Source organism: Streptosporangium sp. NPDC023963, assembly GCF_040639135.1.
Classification (GTDB): Bacteria; Actinomycetota; Actinomycetes; order Streptosporangiales; family Streptosporangiaceae; genus Streptosporangium.
The window spans coordinates 77096-93699 of sequence record NZ_JBEZZK010000014.1 but is presented as its reverse complement, the minus strand read 5'-3'; the positions used below and the strand labels follow the sequence as shown (position 1 = coordinate 93699).

The window sequence follows — 16604 nt, the reverse complement described above, 5'->3', positions numbered from 1 at the left end:
TTTTTCCTATGGTGGTGCCTGTCCCTGCCCGTTCCGTAACGACCCGCTCCGGCGATGCTGGGAGAATGTGACGTGGCCGAAAACAGTCCCGACCAGCCTTCGTCCTCGTGGACCTTCCTGACCCACCACGCCCGGGTCCTGCTGGAGATCGCCCGCGACCCGCAGGCGCGGCTGCGCGACATCGCGGCCGTCATCGGCATCACCGAACGCGCGGCGCAGGGCATCGTGACCGACCTGCACCAGGCGGGCTACCTCACCCGCTCCAAAGTCGGCCGCCGCAACCACTACACGATCAACCCCGACCAGCGTTTCCGCTACCCCACCGAGGCGGATGTGCCCATCGGCATGCTGCTGGACATCTTCGCCCGCCACGACCAGGCCCGCCACGAACAGGCCCGCCACGAACAGGCCCACCACGAACAGGCCCACCACGCAGGCCGGCACCGCTGAAGGCAGAGCGGCAGCGAGTGCCCGGATCCCCTCGCCGGCGGGAACGGGCGGCGAGCGGGGCGCGGTCGCCGAGGTGTTCCTCGCGGTGCTCGACTCGGCGCACACCTACCGTCCCGACCTTGGCGGCGAAGTCGGCCGGCTGTACGGCGTGGCGCGCGACACGCTCTCCGCGGAACGACGCCGGGCGACGCGTGAACTCAGGCGTTCGACCTGGAGCCCCCGGCGGGCAGCTGACCCGTATCGGCTCCTGGCACCTTCCCGCGCAGGACGGTGCCAGGAAGAGGACATTTGTCCTGGGGGGTTCGGGATCGACGGATCTGCTGGAGCAGTCCGTCCGCTGACAGCGTGGAGGGCATGAGACGAAAAGCGACGAGTGCCGCGATGGCGGCGACGCTGCTGGTGCCGGCGTGCGCGGGCGAGCCCCCGGGGCGGGGACCGGGAAAGACCGGCGAGAGCGTGGTCCGGACGGACGCGGGAGCCGTACGGGGAACGGTGACGGGCGAGCACCGGATCTTCCAGGGGATTCCCTACGCGGCCCCGCCGGTGGGCAGGCTGCGGTGGAACTCGCCGGCGCCGGTGAGACCCTGGACCGGGATCAGGGAGGCCACCAGGCCGGGCAGCGTGTGCCCGCAGGTGGGAAGCGACTACGCGAAGGTGACCGGCTCCGACGAGGACTGCCTGTTCCTCAACGTGACGGCGCCGCGCACGCCGGGAAAGAGCCGTCCGGTGATGGTGTGGATCCACGGTGACGGGGCCCTGGGCTCCGGCGACCTCAGCGACGTGCGCCGGATCGCCGTCCGCGGGGATGTCGTCGTCGTCACGATCAACTACCGGCTCGGGGTGTTCGGGGGCTTCGGGTACCCGGGGCTCGCGGGGTCGGGCACGTACGGCCTGCAGGACCAGCAGGCGGCGCTGCGCTGGGTTCGCCGCAACGCCGCCGCGTTCGGCGGGGACCCGGCGAACGTGACGGTGTTCGGCGTCTCGTGGGGCGCGCTGAGCATCAGCGGGCACCTGACCTCGCCGGGCGGCGAAGGCCTGTTCGACCGGGCCGTCATGCAGAGCGGCGAGGGCATGATGGACATGCTCGCCGGCAGCATGGGTGAGGGCGTCCCCGCCTACCCGTCCTACGCCTGGCGCCCGGTGGCGGAGGTCGAGAACATGGGGACGTACGTGGCCCCGCGGCTCGGCTGCGAGGACCTCCGCTGCCTGCGGGCCCTTCCGGTGGAGAAGATCCTCGAAGTGCCGCAGATCATGAACATGTTCCAGACGTACGCCTACGGAGGCGAGACGCTGCCCGGATCACCGGCCGCGGAGTTGCGGGCAGGTCGTTTCCACCGGGTTCCGGTGATCTCCGGGGCGACCCGCGACGAGCACCGGATCTTCGTCGGGCTGTTCCACGACGCGGCGGGCACGCCGGTTACCGCCGAGCGGTACGGCAGGCTGCTGCGGACCGCGTTCGGCAGGGACGCGGCGCGGGTGCGCGCGGAGTATCCGGTCGCCCGGTACGGCTCGCCGGGGCTGGCGTGGGCCGCCGTGATCACCGACCGCATGTGGGCCAGGGCCACCTTCGAGCAGAACGGGCTGCTCAGCGGGAAGGCGCCGACGTACGCCTACCAGTTCGCCGACCGCCGGGCCCCGATGTTCCTGCCGTTGAAGACGGACTTTCCCTGGGGCGCCTACCACGCGGGCGACATGCCGTACCTGTTCACCGAGAAGGCGGTCACGTTCACCCCGGCCCAGCGGAGGCTGTCCGACCAGATGATCGCCTACTGGACCAACTTCGCCCGGACCGGCGATCCCAACGGAAAGGGGCTGCCCCGCTGGGAGCGCTTCGGCCGTGCCGCCCCCGTCCCGCACACCCAGTCCCTGGAGCCGGACGCGATCGAACCGGTCGACTACGCCGCCGACCACAACCTCGGCTTCTGGCCGGCGCCGGGCCGCTGATCCGGCCGCCGCGGCGAACGGGCCGTACGAGTCCTACCGCGGCAGGGTCGTCCTCGACGGTGTCGCCCCGGCCGTCCCCGAGGGAACGACGCGCCGCCCGCCTTCCTCGCGCGGGCCGCGGAAGGTGCGCCGGTAGGCGTGGGGCGTGGTCCCCAGCTGACGGGCGAAATGGTGGCGCAGCGTGGCGACCGACCCGAATCCGGCTCGTTCGGCGATCAGGGTGATCGGCTCGTCGGTGCTCTCGAGATGGCGCTGGGCCAGCAGGACGCGCTGGCCGGTGAGCCACTGGAGCGGCGTGGTGCCGATCTCCCGGTTGAAGCGGCGGGCGAAGGTGCGCGGTGACATGTTGGCCCGGCGGGCCATCCTCTCCACGGTCAGTTCCCGGTGAAGGTTGGCCTCCAGCCAGACCAGCAGTGACGCGAGGTGCCCGGAGGCCGGCTCGGGGTCCGGGCGCCTGACGTACTGGGTCTGGCCGCCGTCGCGGTACGGGGGCGCCACCATGCGCCGGGCGATGTCGCCCGCGACGGCGCTGCCCTGTTCCTTGCGGACCAGGTGCAGGCAGGCGTCGATCCCGGCGGCGGTGCCTGCGCCGGTGATGACGGGATCCTCGTCGACGTAGAGGACGTCCAGCTCCACCCGCGTCCGCGGATAGCGGCGGGCGAGCTCCTCTCCGTAGCGCCAGTGGGTGGTGCAGCGGCGGCCGTCCAGCAGGCCCGCCTCGCCGAGCAGGAAGGCTCCGGAGCAGATGCTGAGCACGCGGGCTCCGCGCCGTACCGCGGCCCGCAGCGCCTCGAACAGTTCCTCCGGCTGCCGTACGCCCGGGTCGGAGGCCGGGACGCCGATGAGGTCCGCCGACTCCAGCCGCTCCAGCCCGTACGGGGTCTCGACGTGGAAGCCGTGCCTGGTACGAACGCTCCTCCCCGTGGCGGAGACGACCGCGAAGTCGTAGGCGGGCAGGCCGTCGTCGCCGCGGTCGATGCCGAAGACCTCGCAGAACACCCCGAGTTCGAAGGCGTGCCCGCCGTCGAGGGCCAGGACGGCGACGTCGCGCAGCATGGGAGACCTCCTGGTGACGGTACGTGCCCGGCACGATGAGTGGCAGGAATTTCACCATATTAGTCATTTCTGCCACTTTCTGGGCCGGCGGGCCGCTGGAAAGCTGGCATCGGGCCGGCCGGACCGGCGTCTTCCTCACCCTCGAAAGCCAGGCGCGCGATGACCACCGTTCAGCTCACCGGTACCGACGAAGCCTCCATCGGGGCGGCCCAGGTCCTGCGCGCGCTCGCGCTCGACGAGGAGCTCAAGTGGCGGGTGCCCTCGGACCCCGTGCTCGGTCCTCTCGCCCGGCGGGTGGCCCGGCGCTTCGTGGCCGGCGAGACCCTCGCGGACGCGCTGGGACGCGTGACGGAGATCCTCGCGGGCGGCCACCGCGCGAACGTCGAGTACATGGGGGAGAGCTGCCGTGACCCGGAGCGGGCCCTGGCGGAGACGGCCGTGTTCGTCGACGCCGCCCGCCTGCTTCCGCCGCGGTGCTCGATCTCCCTCGACCTCTCGCACATCGGCCTGGCGATCGACGAGGAACTCGCCCTGGAGAACGCCACCCGTATCGCCCGGGCGACCGCCGGCACCGGACGGGAGATGATCATCTCGGCGGAGGGCTCCGACCGCACCGACGCGGTCCTGTCGGTGCACCGCAGGCTGTGCGAGCGATTCGACCACGTCGGGATCACCGTTCAGGCGAGACTGCACCGCACCGGCGAGGACCTGCGGGGACTTCTCGCCCTGCCGGGCAGGATCCGCCTGGTCAAGGGCGCCTTCCTGGAACCGGAGACCGTCGCCTACGCACGCGGGGACGCCGCGCTGCCCGCCGCCTACCTGCGCCACGCCGAGTCGCTGGCCGGCTCGGGGCACCTGTGCTCGTTCGCGACCCACGACTGGGACCTGATCCACCGCATCGACCGCCGGCTGGGCGGGACGGGCCGTGCCGACGCGCCGTGGGAGTTCGAGACCCTCCTGGGCCTCGGCCCCGACCGCCTCACCGCGATGGCCGAACGCGGCCACCCCACCCGCGAGTACGTCGTCTTCGGCACCGAGTGGTGGCTGTACGTGTGCAACCGGCTGGCCGAGGACCCGCGACGCCTGTTCCAGGCCCTCGTCGACGCCGCCGCCCCCTAGCCGGGGCGGCGCCGGGGTCCGCGGGGCGCGCGGTCAGTTGAGCGAGCGGTAGCGGCTCAGAGTCGGTTCGGTCAGGTCGTGGGACCACAGCCAGCCCGCCTCCCTGGCGATCCTGACCGCCTCGACGCGCGTGCGGGCGTCGACCTTGTTGAGGATTCGCGCCAGGTAGTTGCGTACCGTGCCGCCGGACAGGCAGAGACGGTCGGCGATCTCCCCGACCGGCGCCCCCTCGGCCGCGGCCTGCAGGACCTCCAGCTCGCGCGCGGTGAGCGGGTTCCTCTTCGCGTTGAGGGCGGCGACGGCCAGTTCGGGGTCGACGACCCGCTCACCGGCGGCCACCCGGCGTACGCAGCCCGCGAGCTGGCCCGCGGGAGCGTCCTTGACGACGAAGCCGCGCGCCCCGGCGTCCAGCGCCCGGCGCAGCGCGGCCGGGGTCGCGAGCCCGGTCAGGATCACCGTCCCGCACTCGGGAAGCCGGCGGTGCACCTCCGCCGTCGCGGTGAGACCGTCCGTGCCGGGCAGGCCGATGTCGATGAGTGCGACGTCCGGCCGGTGGAGCAGGCAGGAGCGGACCACCTCGTCGCCGTGACCGACCTCGGCGACGACCTTGATGTCACTCTCCGTGGAGAGCAGGGCGACCATGGCTCCTCGGACGAGATGCATGTCCTCGGCGATCAGGACGCTGATCATGAATCGTCTCCCCCTTGCTACACCGCGCGCTCTCATCTGGCCCGGGGACACTACCCAAGGAAGTCGGGTGACTACCGCAAGTCCGAGTTAAACACGAAACACGGGGCATTGAACCGTGATTCGCGCAGGTCGGAGACTTCACCGAGCACCCGATGAGGACCGGCGGCCGGCGGGCGCCCTCCAGAAAGGGCCGCGTGACCCGCGCGAGGCCCCCGGATCGGCCGCGAGCATCGGCCGCGACGGGCCGCGCGGCCCTCTGCCCGGAGCGACCGGCCTCGCGTTCGCCGGACGCCGGGGGCGGGCTCCGCGGAGGCGGTTCCGGCTGCGGTCCGTAACCGGGACGACAACGGCGAGTGCGGCTGAACCGTGACGAGCTCGGCGAGCACCATCGAATCAGGACAGGTTCGGCCGCACCGTCAAACCGGGGCGGCGGCCTCGTGGTGCTCCATCAGGACGTCGGTCAGCAGGTAACCGCCGCCTATCAGGTGGACCAGCGGGCGGGCGCGCAGTTCCCGGTAGTGAGCGGCTATCCGGATCGCCGCCGCGACCGGGGTGGTGGCACTCGTCCACAGCGGCCTGTCCCGGTCCGCGGGCACCGGGACCATCCACCAGAAGCGGCACGCGTCGTCCAGGCGGGCGACCAGGCCGTAGTAAACGGAGATGACGATCTTTCCGGAAGGCAGGCGATGGACGTCCGCCGGGATGTTGTGGGATCGGGCCAGCAGGGCCGCCAGTTCACGGGCCCGGAGTTCGGCGGGAGTAGGCGCGAGGTCTTCGGGGATTCTGTGATCAACGGTCACGCTGGCGAGGGTAAGGATCTTCGGCTGCCCGCCTCAACGATGTTGCGTGATGTTGCGCGTCCGCCCCTCGCGAAGCACCCCCTTCACGGACCTTCGCCCCCCGCGGGCGTCACCGCCCTCAGGACGTCACTTCCCGCGGAACCCGCCGGCCGCGGCCCGCAGCATGTCCCGGGCCTCCTTCCCGTACGCCGCGGCACCGCTCAGCGCCTGGAACGCCTTCTCGTACACGACCACGTCGCTGGGCGCCTTGTGCTGGATCTGGCCGGGAACGGTGTCGACGCGGACCCGGTTGGCGTCGTATATCCAGAAATTCTCCGGCGGCATGAGCGGCGGCCTGATCGTCGCGGGGACGATGCCGAAGGACACGTTCGCGGTGCCGGAGGTCAGCTCCGCCAGCCGGTCGAGCTGGGCGGCCATCTGCTCGGGGCCGACCAGCGGCATGCGGAGCGCCTGCTCCCCGACGATGAACGCGAACCGCTTGCTCCCGTTGCGCAGGATCTCCTGCTGTTTCAGCCTCGCCGCGACCGCGGCCTCGATGTCGTCCGGGATGCCGCGGAAGTCGATGATGGCGCGCAGGTGGCCCCGGGCGTAGTCACGGGTCTGGAGCAGGCCGGGCACGGCCGAATGCTGCCAGACGCGGAACTGGTGGGTCTTGTCGTACAGCGGCTGGAAGGAGCGCTGGACGTGGCCCAGGCCGCTCTCCTCCAGGCGGCGCCAGTCGGTGTACATCGCGTCGATGTTCTGGGCGGCCGCGATGAGGTCGACCACCTGCTCGTCCGCGTCGCAGGCCTCGCACCACGTGCGGATGTCCGCCTGGTTGGGCATCTGGACCGCGTTCTCGATCTTGGAGATCTTGGTGTGGTCCAGGCCGGTCTTCGCCGCCAGCGCCCGCCCTGTCAGCCCGGCGTCGGCGCGGAGCGCCCTGAGCCTGGCGGCGAGAATGCCTTTGGCCTCGTCGATGCGTGCTGTGGAGGTCGCCATCTCCATCACCTTGTCACCGCGGGGGGTTGGTTCTCCGACCGTACGTCGGATGTTGCGATCTGTCTTAAATGTTGCGAATAGTTGCCGGAGAATCGTGGGCGCGCTCCCATCGCGCCTTCCGGCCCGCCCAGGTCCCCGGCTCCGGCCCCGGCCCGTTTCCGCTCGCCGATCTCGCCGATCTCGCCGGCGGACCGGGCTCGACCGGGCGGGCCGGTGATGACACAGGGCGGCCTGGAAGGCGAGTCAGGCCGGCGAGGCGGTGGGACCGTGACCGCGTGCTCGCGATACCCTGTTCGCGTTTCCGTGAATTGCGAACTTACGCAATTAAGTACATGATGGTGCCGTTGGATGAGACCGAGATCAGGGGTGTGCCATGAACGGGTCTTTCGCCACCGCGGTCAGGGAAAGAGCACGCCGGGCGGCCGCGGCGTTGGAGGCGGCCCGCCATGGCGATGACGTCGGCGAGCTGATGTCGGCCGAAGCGGAATGGGACCACGTGACGCGATTGGCTCGTACGCACGGTGTACCGATCGGCCCGGGTGAGGCCGGTCCGGGCGAGAGGGCCGCCCTGTGATGTCGGTCCCACTGTACGAGGCCAAGGCGGAGCTGTTTCGGCTGCTGGGCCACCCTGTCCGGATCCGGGTGCTGGAGCTGCTGCAGGAGGGGCCGATGCCGGTGCGGGACCTGCTGGCCGCCATCGAGGTGGAGCCGACGGGGTTGTCGCAGCACCTGGCCGTGCTACGCCGTTCGGGGATGGTCACCGCGCACCGCGACGGTTCCACCGTGGTCTACGCCCTGGCCGGTGGTGATGTGGCGGAGTTGCTGCGCGCGGCGCGCAAGCTGTTGACGCAGATGCTCACCGGGCAGCACGAGCTGCTGAGCGAACTGATCAAGACCGAGACCGGCACCTCGTGATCCCCCTGCTTTCCTCGGGCTGGGCCCGCCTGCGCGACGTGCTGCCCGAGGGCGGGGAGTTGGCCGCGATGGGCCGCCGTCCCCGCCGTGACCTGCTGGCCGGGCTCACGGTGGCGATCGTGGCGTTGCCGCTGGCGCTGGGGTTTGGCATCTCCTCGGGCATGGGCGCCGCGGCGGGTCTGGCCACCGCGGTGGTCGCCGGAATACTGGCGGCGCTGTTCGGTGGTTCGAGCCTGCAGGTGTCCGGCCCGACCGGGGCGATGACGGTGATACTGGTGCCGATCATGCATGCTCACGGCGCCTCCGGCGTGCTGATGGTCGGCGTGCTTGCCGGGCTGCTGTTGATCGCGCTGGCGCTGGGCCGCGCGGGCAAGTACATGGCCCTGGTGCCGGCCCCCGTGGTGGAGGGCTTCACCATCGGCATCGCCTGCGTGATCGGACTGCAGCAGGTTCCGGCCGCCCTGGGCGTGCCGGTCCCGGAAGGGGACAAGGTCCTCGCCGTGGCCTGGCAGGCCGCACGGGACTTCCTCGCCCAGCCGCTGTGGTGGGCCCCGGCCATCGCCCTGACGGTGGCCGCGGTGATGCTGCTGGGGGCGCGATGGCGGCCCGCCGTGCCCTTCTCCCTGCTCGCCGTGGCCGCCGCCACCCTGCTGACGCAGCTGGCCGATCCGCCGGTGGCACGCATCGGGGACCTGCCCGCCGGGTTGCCCGCTCCCTCGCTGGCCTTCATGGACGTGAGCGCGCTGAGCTCGCTGCTCGCCCCCGCGGTCGCCGTCGCGGCCCTGGCCGCGCTGGAGTCGCTGCTGTCGGCCGCCGTCGCCGACGGCATGAGCGTCAACCACAGGCACGACCCCGACCGGGAACTGTTCGGCCAGGGCCTGGCCAACCTCGTCGTCCCGCTGTTCGGCGGCGTCCCGGCCACCGGTGCCATCGCCCGCACCGCGGTCAACGTCCGCTCCGGCGCCCAGTCACGGCTGGCCGCGCTGGCCCACGCGGGCATCCTGACCGTGATCGTGCTCCTCGCCTCCGACCTGGTCGCCCGGATCCCGCTCGCCGCGCTGGCCGGCGTGCTGCTGGCCACCTCGGTGCGGATGGTGGAGGTCGGCTCGGTCAAAGCCATGATCCGCTCCACCCGCGGCGACGCCGTCGTCCTGGTACTGACCGCGGTCGCCACCTTGGCGCTCGACCTGGTCCAGGCCGTCATCCTCGGCCTGGTCGTGGCCGGTGCGCTGGCGTTGCGCTCCATCGCGCGCGACGTCCGCCTGGACATGACGCCGATCCACCCTGAGCTGCCCGGCGACCACAGCGAGCAGGAACACGCCCTGCTCGCCGAGCACATCGTCGCCTACCGCCTGGACGGACCGCTGTTCTTCGCCGCGGCCCACCGTTTCCTGCTGGAGCTGTCCGAGGTCGCCGCCGTCTCCGTGGTGATCCTGCGCATGTCCCGCGTCACCACCATCGACGCCAGCGGCGCCCTGGTCCTCGGCGACGCCATGGAGCGGCTGCAACGCCGTGGCATCACCGTCTACGTCTCCGGTATCCGCCAGGGCCACCACCAGCCCCTGCACGCCCTTGGCGTCATCGCCCACCTCGACCGGGCCGGCCGTGTCTTCGCCACCACCCCCGAGGCCATCGAGGCCGCCCGCGACCGGCTCCGGCAGGCCGGAGTCCTGCCCGCGACCGCCGCCACCCCGTGACATCCGGCCTGGGTGGCCACGACCGCGGGAGGTCCGAGCGGGCAGCCGGCGCCGGACCGGGCGCCCCGTGTTCAGCTGCGCCTCTCCGCGAGGCCCTTCTCGGCGGTCCGGGTCGGGATTGTCGGGCGCAAGCCTTACGGTAGGGCGCGTGCCAGAGACGAACCACGAGATCACGCTCGACTCGGCCCTCACCGAGGAGGCCGTGCTCTCGACCTACCGCCGCATGTTCGCGGCGCTCGCCCGCGACAGCGGCGCGGTGGTGGACGACCCCGCGCTGGTCGACATCGCCGAGACGCTGTTCGCGGCGTTCGCCGAGGCGGGCGAGGAGTGGCTGACCCACGAGCAGATGCGCCACGTCTGCCGGGCCTACCCGCTCGACCGGTTCGAGAACCGGCTCCGGGTCCTGCGCGGTCTCGGCGCGATCCGCGAGGTGTTCCCCAAGCCCAACCAGCTCCGCTACCGCGCGTCGTTCACCAGCGTGGTGGGGCTGATGTTCATCCGCCGGATGATGGACGACGGCGGCCAGTCGGAGATGCACCGCCTGCTCGCGCTCGAGGACCTCAACGTGGCCGACCCCCGCACGACGATGGAGGAGGCCCGCGCCAGCGCGCAGAACCTGTCGCGCGCCTTCCGGCTGTGGGCGCTGGAGCTGATCACGCTGACCGGCGGCACCATCGAGGAGCTGCGCGAGCAGGCGCCCAAGCTGTGGGGCACCGAGGAGATCGCCCGGCGTGCGCAGAGCCTGCACGCCACCATCCTCACCCGCTGGCCCGACCTCGACCGCACCTGCACCGAGCTGCGCGCCTCGATCTACTCCTACAGCGACGCCTCGCGCCGCGCCGCCGGGCGCCTGGCCGACTCCGCGGGCACGACGAGGAACCTGACGCTGCTGCCCGCGGAGACCTGGCGCACCTTCGCGCAGACCGCGAGCAGGGAGCGCCTGGCCGCGGTGCTCGACGGGTTCGTCTTCGACGCCCCCGCCCCCTGGCACGACCCGGCGGCGATCGTCAGGGCCGTGGACGAGAGTCCCCGCCCGGCACCCGCCCAGCCCACTCCCCCGCGCTCGGCCCTGCCCGACCCCGGTCCCGCCGGCACCCACGAGCCCGGCACCGACGGCCTCGACCACCTGACCGCGGTGGCCGAGGCCGCGCTCGCCGGACGCTCCACCGCCCGGCTGGAGGAGCTGCTCACCGCCGACGGCGAGTGGGTCTCCGCCCGCCGCCTGCTGGCCGACCTCGTCTCCGCCGACCTGCGTCCCGACTCCCCCTACCGGCTGCGCTGGTCCGACGGCCTCACCGCCGACCCCGGCGGCGAGCCCGCCTGGCTCTCCCACGGCCTTCTCGAAAGGACCGTCGGTGCCGGCTGATCCGCGACACGCACCGGCCGCGACGGCCCCGGCGGACGAGCGAGCGGGGGCGGCGGGAGCGGCGTACGAGCAGGTGGCCGCGGGACCGGCGGACACCGGGGACGGCGCGCGGCGGCGAGCGACGGCGGCCGGTCCGGCAGGGGCCGACGCCGGGACCGGCGCGCGGATCCCCGTGACCGGCGCCGAGCCGTCCCGGGCGGCGCACGTCCGCGCCAGGGCGGGCGGTCCTCTCCCGCTCGGAGCCGGAGAGGCGGCTCCCGCCGGGATGGCGCGGCTGGGGCGCGGCGACGGGACGGGCCTGGCGTTGCCGGTCTGGCCCGACGGGGCCACCCCGTCGCTCCTGGAGGAATACCAGGTCGCGCCGATGGCGGTGGAACGATCCGGGGAGACCCGGCGGGTGCTGGCCGCGGCGCTGCGGTGCTGCTGGACGGACCTGTCCGCCGACCCCTGGCCCGGCACCACGGCCACGGTGGACGACGTGCTGTCGACGTACCGGGCGCTGATCGGGCGCGGCGACGACCTCATGCGCAACTGGGCGGTCGGCGCGCTGCGCCGCCTGCACGACTCGGCCTGGCTGGAGGTCACCGGCGGTCTCGTACGGCTCGGCCCCCGGTGCGCCTCCTGGCCCGCCGCGTCGCACGCCCAGTTGCGGGAGCTGATGCGCCGGCTGCCCGCCGGTGAGGAGGTTCCGGGCGGCCCGGAGGTGCTCCCGGTCGTCGAGGGCGTCCCTGACGGCGCGGAGGCGGGGGCCGGTGTCGCGGTTCCCGAGGAGGTGGACGAGGATCTGCTCGGCCCGTTCGACGAGCGGCGCAGGGCCGAGGTCGTGGCGGCCTTCATGGCGGTGGAGCACGCGGCCGAGCCGGTGCACGAGGCCCGTTTTCCCGCGTTGCGCGACCCGGTGCTGCGCCGCGCGCTCGCCGAGATGCTGGAGCGCCGCGGCCGGGTCCTCATCCACGACCGCGACGCGTGGACCTCGGGCTACGCGGCCGAGACCCTCGCGGGAGGGGGCGTGCTCCCCGGGCCGGGCCCGGGATCGGGACCAGGCGCGGGATCGGGACCGGCGCCGGGAACGGCCTCGGGAGTGAAAACGGGAACGGCCTCGGGAGCGGGAACGGTCCCGGGGACGGGTGCCGCCTCGGGGGTGGGCCCGGCTCTGGGTGAGTCCGAGCGGGCGGTTCTGGTGCTCGTGCTGATCCACTCGGTGGCGATCCCTCGGGCCGACGGCCTGCTGCCCGCCGACAGCTGGCTCTCGCCGTTCCCCGCCCAGGTCGACGAGCTCCGGCGGCACACCAGGCTGCCGATCGGTGAGCTGGACGCCGCGCTGCGCGTCCTGCGCCACGCGGGTCTGGTGACCCAGGTGAAGGCGGGCGAGGAGGCCGGGGGTTACGTGCCGGGGCCGCAGTTCCACCGGCTGACCCCGCAGGCCAGGCGCCGCCTGCAGGAGGAGCTGATCCTCGCCGCGGGACCGCACACCCCGCTGGCTGCGGCCGTACGGGCCAACCGGCGGTGAGCGGGTCCGGAAAGACCGCCCCTCGCGAAGGCGGGGCGCCGGAGCCCTCGGCGGGCCCGGCGCCCCCGGTGCCGAGCGGACGCGAAGAGACCGTCGCTCACGATGAGCGGAACCCGGGGCGGGGTGCCGGAGACCCGGCGCCCCGGGCGCCGGAAGCAGGATGGAAGAAAGGAACGACGGGGTTGACCGACCAGCGGAACCAGGCCGCGAAGAGCTCCCGCGGGAGCCGAGCCAGGGCCACGGAGAACCGCACCGGCACGGCCGGGGCCGGAACCGGGGCCGGAAAGGCCTCCCCGGCCGAGGTCACCGGAGGCGCTCGCGCCGGGAACATCCAGGCGGGGGGCACCCGGAGCGGGAGGACCAGGGATTCCGAGACCGCCGGGGACCCGGGCGGGACGCAGGCGACCCTGGTCCCCGTGGAGACGACCCGCGCCACCGCCCCGAGCGAGAACGTGGTGGGCGACCGGGTGCTGATCGCCGTGCAGCCGGTCAACATCTCCCGGCTCTCGACCCACCCGGTGCCGACCGTGCCGGGCACGCTGATCGTGGTCGCGGGCGCGGGGCCGAAGGATTCCAACGGCGCGGGCAAGTCGTCGTTCATCGCGATGATCACCGCGCTGCTCGGGGACGAGCAGTGGCGGTTCGCCTCGGGGGCGAAATCCGTCGCGGAGCTGCTGTTCAACGCCGAGCTCGCGGCGGGCGGCGGTGGCCGGACGTGGGCCAGCGCCGACCACGGCTACATCGTCGGCGTCTTCGCGGCGGCCGGCCCCGCGCACACCGGCTCCGGCCCCGCGGGCTCCGTCTCCACGGGCTCCGTCTCCACGAGTCCCGCGAACACCGACCCCGCGAGCACCGATTCCGCGAACGCCGGCCCCGTGGACGGCGGCCCCGTGGACGGCGGCCCCGTGGACGGCGGCTCCCTGGGCACCGGTTCCCCGGACCACGCCTCCATGGACGACGCCTCCCTGGACGACGCGGTGACCGTGTGGTTGCGGGTCAACCAGGAGGCCCCGCATCTGGAGATCAGGTGGATCCAGGGGGTGCACCTGGCGGCGGCGGCCTCGGAGGCGGAGCGGGTGGCGCGGGCCGACGAGCTGTGGGCGGCGCTGCCCCGCTCGGCGGGACGCCGCGACGTGGTGGCGCGCGACCTGACCAGGTTCCTGTACGGCGACCGCGTCAGGTGCGTGTCGTTCCTGTCGACCTCGGTACGGAGCAAGGTCGCCACCAACCTGCTCTCCCAGCCGCTCAACGAGATCTCCCCCGAGCGGGTCTTCGAGGCGATCGCCGCGCTGACCGGCCTGGACTCCGAGCTCGACCAGGAGCGGGAGGCCCGCCGCGACGAGCACGCCAGGCGGGTGCGGGCGACGCGGGCCGTGGAGCTGCTGCGGGAGTTCGAGGGCGAGTCCCGCACGCTCCTGGAGACCTTCGACAGGCGTGACCGGGCCCGGGTCCGGCTGGCCGACGCGCTGCGCTGCTGGCGGGGGCGGCTGGCGCGCCGGCTGACCGACGCCGGGCAGCGGGACGAGGCGCTGGCGGCCGAGCTGGAGCGGGTCCGCGCGGCGGGCGACCGTGCCACGGGGGCGATCGCCGAGGTCAGGGCCGAGATCGCCACGCTCAAGGACGACACCCTGGAGCGCGGGCTGGCCGAGGCCCGCAGGGAGCTGACCACCCTGCAGGCACGCGCGGCGAAGCTGGACGCCGACCGGGCGGTGGCCGAGAACTCGGTCGACGAGCTGCGCGGCTGGATTCCCGGCCTTGAGGAGCAGCGCCGCCTGGCCGACGGGCGCGACGTGGCGGCGGCGGGTGCCGAGCTGGCCGAGGCCAGGACGCGGCTGAACGAGGCGCTGAAGGCGCTGGGCGTGGCCGACCGGGAGGCCGAGGGGGCGAAGGCCGCGCTGGACGACGCCGAGGGCGGCCCGGCGGCGGCCCAGCTCAGCGCGCTCGCCGGGGCGGGTGTCGGGGCGACCGGCCTGCTCGACGCGATCGACGTCGCCGAGCAGGCGCGCGACGACGAGGCCGCGCAGCGCCGAGGTGGTCAGGCGGCACCGCTGGGAGCCCGCGGGTGGCCGCACGAGCACGCGGTGATCGTCGACGCGGCCGACCTGGAGGCCGCCGCGCGAGCCCTGGACGCGCTGCCCGGATCGGTGCTGGTCAGCGCGGCGGGTGTCACCGTCGTGGGATCGTTCGAGGTCGCGGTCACCGGCAGGGAAGCCCGCATCAAGGCGGCCGAGCAGCGCCTGCACCGGGCGCGTGACACCCAGGAGAGCGCGGCGGCGGTCGTACGGGCCGCGGAGGACGCCGTGGCCGAGGCGGGCAGGAGGCTCGAGGGGGCGAAGGCGTCCGTGCAGCTGGCCGACATCGAGCGCCGGCTGGCCGAGCGCCGGGGCGCGCTCACCGAGCTGTCCGAGGCGCTGGCCGGGATCGCGCCGAAGGTCGACGAGGCCGAACGCCGGGCGAGCGCCCTGGACTTCCGCGCCCGTACGAGAAACATGGAGATCGAGCGTCTGGAGGGCCGCAGGGCCCGGCACGAGTCCGACCGCGACCAGGCCGCGGAGCAGGCGGCGAGGATCACCGCCGACCGCGACGCGCTCGGGCTGGACACGCTGGCCGGTGACTGGGGCGGCACCGTCGACGGAGCCCGCGAATGGCTGGGAGCCCTGGACGAGCAGGAGCGCCCGCTGACGTCCGAGGAGTGGTGGCGGGCCGCCGAGCGCCGCCTGGACGAGGCGCTGCGCGACACCTTCCCCGGCGAGGACGAGGAGATGCCCGAGGAGCTGCGCTTCCTGGTCAGGGAGCGGACCGCGCCGGGCGCCGGGCGCACCGCCCGCGAGCAGGCGACGTTCCCCGGCGTGTGCTCGGCGCTCGCGTCCTACCTGCGCGGCCAGGAGGACTACGAGCGGCACCGGCGCCGCCAGATCGAGACGCAGATCGTCACCCGGCAGCGCGACCTGACGGCCGCCGCCAGGGGTGCCGAGGAGGCGGCCCAGTCCACCGCGGTGCACCGGTCCGCGCTGACCGCCGCGATCAGGGCGCGGCTGACCCGGGTGGCCGAGGAGTTCGACAAGCTCGACACCTCCTACGGAGGTTACGGCGCGACGCTGGAGTTCCCCGTCCCGCCCGCGCCCGCCGACCCCGAGCAGCGCTGGGCGTGGCGGGTGACGCCCAAGTGGCGCAGGGGCGAGGGGCAGGGGTTCGTGCCGTACAACCGGCGGGCCAACACCGCGCTGATGGACGAGAAGGCGGTGAAACTGGTCTGCGCGGCGGCGATCGCGTCCTCGGGCGGCGGGCACCTGTGCCTGGTCCTCGACGAGCTGGGCCGCAACCTCGGCAAGGAGCACCGCAGGGAGGCGGTGGCGCTGTTCCGCCGGATCGGCGAGACGTACGGGATCACGGTGATCGGCGCGCTCCAGGACGACATGGAGCCCTACGCCGTCGACGCGTGCGGGCAGTACGTCAAGCTGCGCCGCTCCTCCGACGCCATGCCGTACAACGAGCCGCCGGTCGTCATCGGCCACGACCGGCACGCCGAGCGGGTGCGTGCCCTGGCCTCCGCGGTGAGCCGGTGACGAGCCGGTGACGAGCCCGGGATCGAGCGCTCAGGGGATCGCCCTCACACGGGAGGCAGGCCGCCCTCGAAGACCTCGAGCTTCAGGCGGTCCAGCCTCAGGCGGCTGATCAGCCACCTGCCGTCGATCTTCCGGTACTCCTCGTGGTAGTGCCCGTAGCCCCGCATCCCCTGCGGCAGGCCGTCCTTCTCGGGCCATTCGAGATAGTCGTCCATGCTCCAGATACCGGTGGCGGTGTCGGGACCGGTGATGTCGATCTCGGGCATGAAGCCCCGGTGGACGGCGATCGCGTTCCCGTTCCAGCCGCTGGTGACGCGGGCCAGCTCGACGGGATCGCGGAGCACCGTCCCATCGATCTCGAGATGGATCTCCGGCGTGAACAGCCTGACCCATTCGTCCCACTTCTTGGTGTCGTGGAACCGGAAATAGCGCGCCTTGAGCTGCTTGATCTCTTCGATGTCGAGAAGGCGCCGCAGCGCGTCGTCGTTACCCACGGTGTTCATGTGGCGC

At 73.2% G+C, this 16604-nt stretch carries 13 protein-coding genes; 8 read left to right on the top strand and 5 right to left on the bottom strand.

Annotated elements, in window-relative coordinates; genetic code table 11:
* The first annotated feature begins 72 nt into the window (after positions 1–72).
* Both AB0F88_RS32665 and AB0F88_RS32660 read left to right on the top strand, forming a co-directional pair.
* Entirely contained in the window at positions 73–450 is a 378-nt protein-coding gene (locus AB0F88_RS32665; RefSeq protein ID WP_362692932.1) for a helix-turn-helix domain-containing protein, read from the top strand.
* Positions 451–804: 354 nt separating this feature from the next.
* Positions 805–2394, top strand: a complete 1590-nt coding sequence (locus tag AB0F88_RS32660) for a carboxylesterase family protein (RefSeq protein WP_362692929.1) — start codon at positions 805–807, stop codon at positions 2392–2394.
* A 33-nt stretch (positions 2395–2427) separates the two neighbouring features.
* Here the strand turns inward: AB0F88_RS32660 and AB0F88_RS32655 are convergent, their stop codons facing one another.
* Positions 2428–3450, bottom strand: a complete 1023-nt coding sequence (locus tag AB0F88_RS32655) for a helix-turn-helix domain-containing protein (protein WP_362692926.1) — start codon at positions 3448–3450, stop codon at positions 2428–2430.
* Positions 3451–3609: 159 nt separating this feature from the next.
* On the opposite strand from AB0F88_RS32655, the gene AB0F88_RS32650 reads away from it, so the two are divergent.
* Positions 3610–4569 (top strand): proline dehydrogenase family protein, encoded by a 960-nt coding sequence (locus AB0F88_RS32650; RefSeq protein ID WP_362692923.1) that lies wholly within the window; start codon positions 3610–3612, stop codon positions 4567–4569.
* 33 nt (positions 4570–4602) lie between these two features.
* Here the strand turns inward: AB0F88_RS32650 and AB0F88_RS32645 are convergent, their stop codons facing one another.
* From AB0F88_RS32645 to AB0F88_RS32635, 3 genes are all read right to left on the bottom strand, one after another.
* Complete coding sequence (locus tag AB0F88_RS32645; RefSeq protein WP_362692920.1) at positions 4603–5259, bottom strand: response regulator transcription factor; 657 nt, start codon at positions 5257–5259, stop codon at positions 4603–4605.
* Between the two features lie 416 nt (positions 5260–5675).
* On the bottom strand, positions 5676–6059 hold the full coding sequence (locus AB0F88_RS32640) for a hypothetical protein (RefSeq protein WP_362692917.1): 384 nt from the start codon (positions 6057–6059) through the stop codon (positions 5676–5678).
* Positions 6060–6185: 126 nt separating this feature from the next.
* Complete coding sequence (locus tag AB0F88_RS32635) at positions 6186–7040, bottom strand: helix-turn-helix transcriptional regulator (protein ID WP_362692914.1); 855 nt, start codon at positions 7038–7040, stop codon at positions 6186–6188.
* A 573-nt stretch (positions 7041–7613) separates the two neighbouring features.
* Between AB0F88_RS32635 and AB0F88_RS32630 the strand changes: the two genes are divergently transcribed.
* From AB0F88_RS32630 to AB0F88_RS32610, 5 genes are all read left to right on the top strand, one after another.
* Positions 7614–7955 carry a metalloregulator ArsR/SmtB family transcription factor gene (locus AB0F88_RS32630; protein WP_329083654.1) on the top strand — a complete coding sequence of 114 codons (342 nt, stop codon included), beginning with the start codon at positions 7614–7616 and terminating at the stop codon, positions 7953–7955.
* Between the two features lie 68 nt (positions 7956–8023).
* Positions 8024–9652 carry a SulP family inorganic anion transporter gene (locus tag AB0F88_RS32625; protein WP_362693281.1) on the top strand — a complete coding sequence of 543 codons (1629 nt, stop codon included), beginning with the start codon at positions 8024–8026 and terminating at the stop codon, positions 9650–9652.
* A gap of 148 nt (positions 9653–9800) precedes the next feature.
* Positions 9801–11018 carry a hypothetical protein gene (locus AB0F88_RS32620; protein ID WP_362692909.1) on the top strand — a complete coding sequence of 406 codons (1218 nt, stop codon included), beginning with the start codon at positions 9801–9803 and terminating at the stop codon, positions 11016–11018.
* Positions 11008–12528: a hypothetical protein gene (locus AB0F88_RS32615; RefSeq protein WP_362692906.1), complete on the top strand. Its 1521-nt coding sequence runs from the start codon at positions 11008–11010 to the stop codon at positions 12526–12528. The genes AB0F88_RS32620 and AB0F88_RS32615 overlap by 11 nt, the downstream gene beginning before the upstream one ends.
* Positions 12529–12710: 182 nt before the next feature.
* Entirely contained in the window at positions 12711–16094 is a 3384-nt protein-coding gene (locus tag AB0F88_RS32610; RefSeq protein ID WP_362692903.1) for a chromosome partitioning protein ParA, read from the top strand.
* A gap of 44 nt (positions 16095–16138) precedes the next feature.
* Here the strand turns inward: AB0F88_RS32610 and AB0F88_RS32605 are convergent, their stop codons facing one another.
* Positions 16139–16597, bottom strand: coding sequence for a nuclear transport factor 2 family protein (locus AB0F88_RS32605; protein ID WP_362692901.1), 459 nt, complete (start codon positions 16595–16597; stop codon positions 16139–16141).
* Positions 16598–16604: the final 7 nt, after the last annotated feature.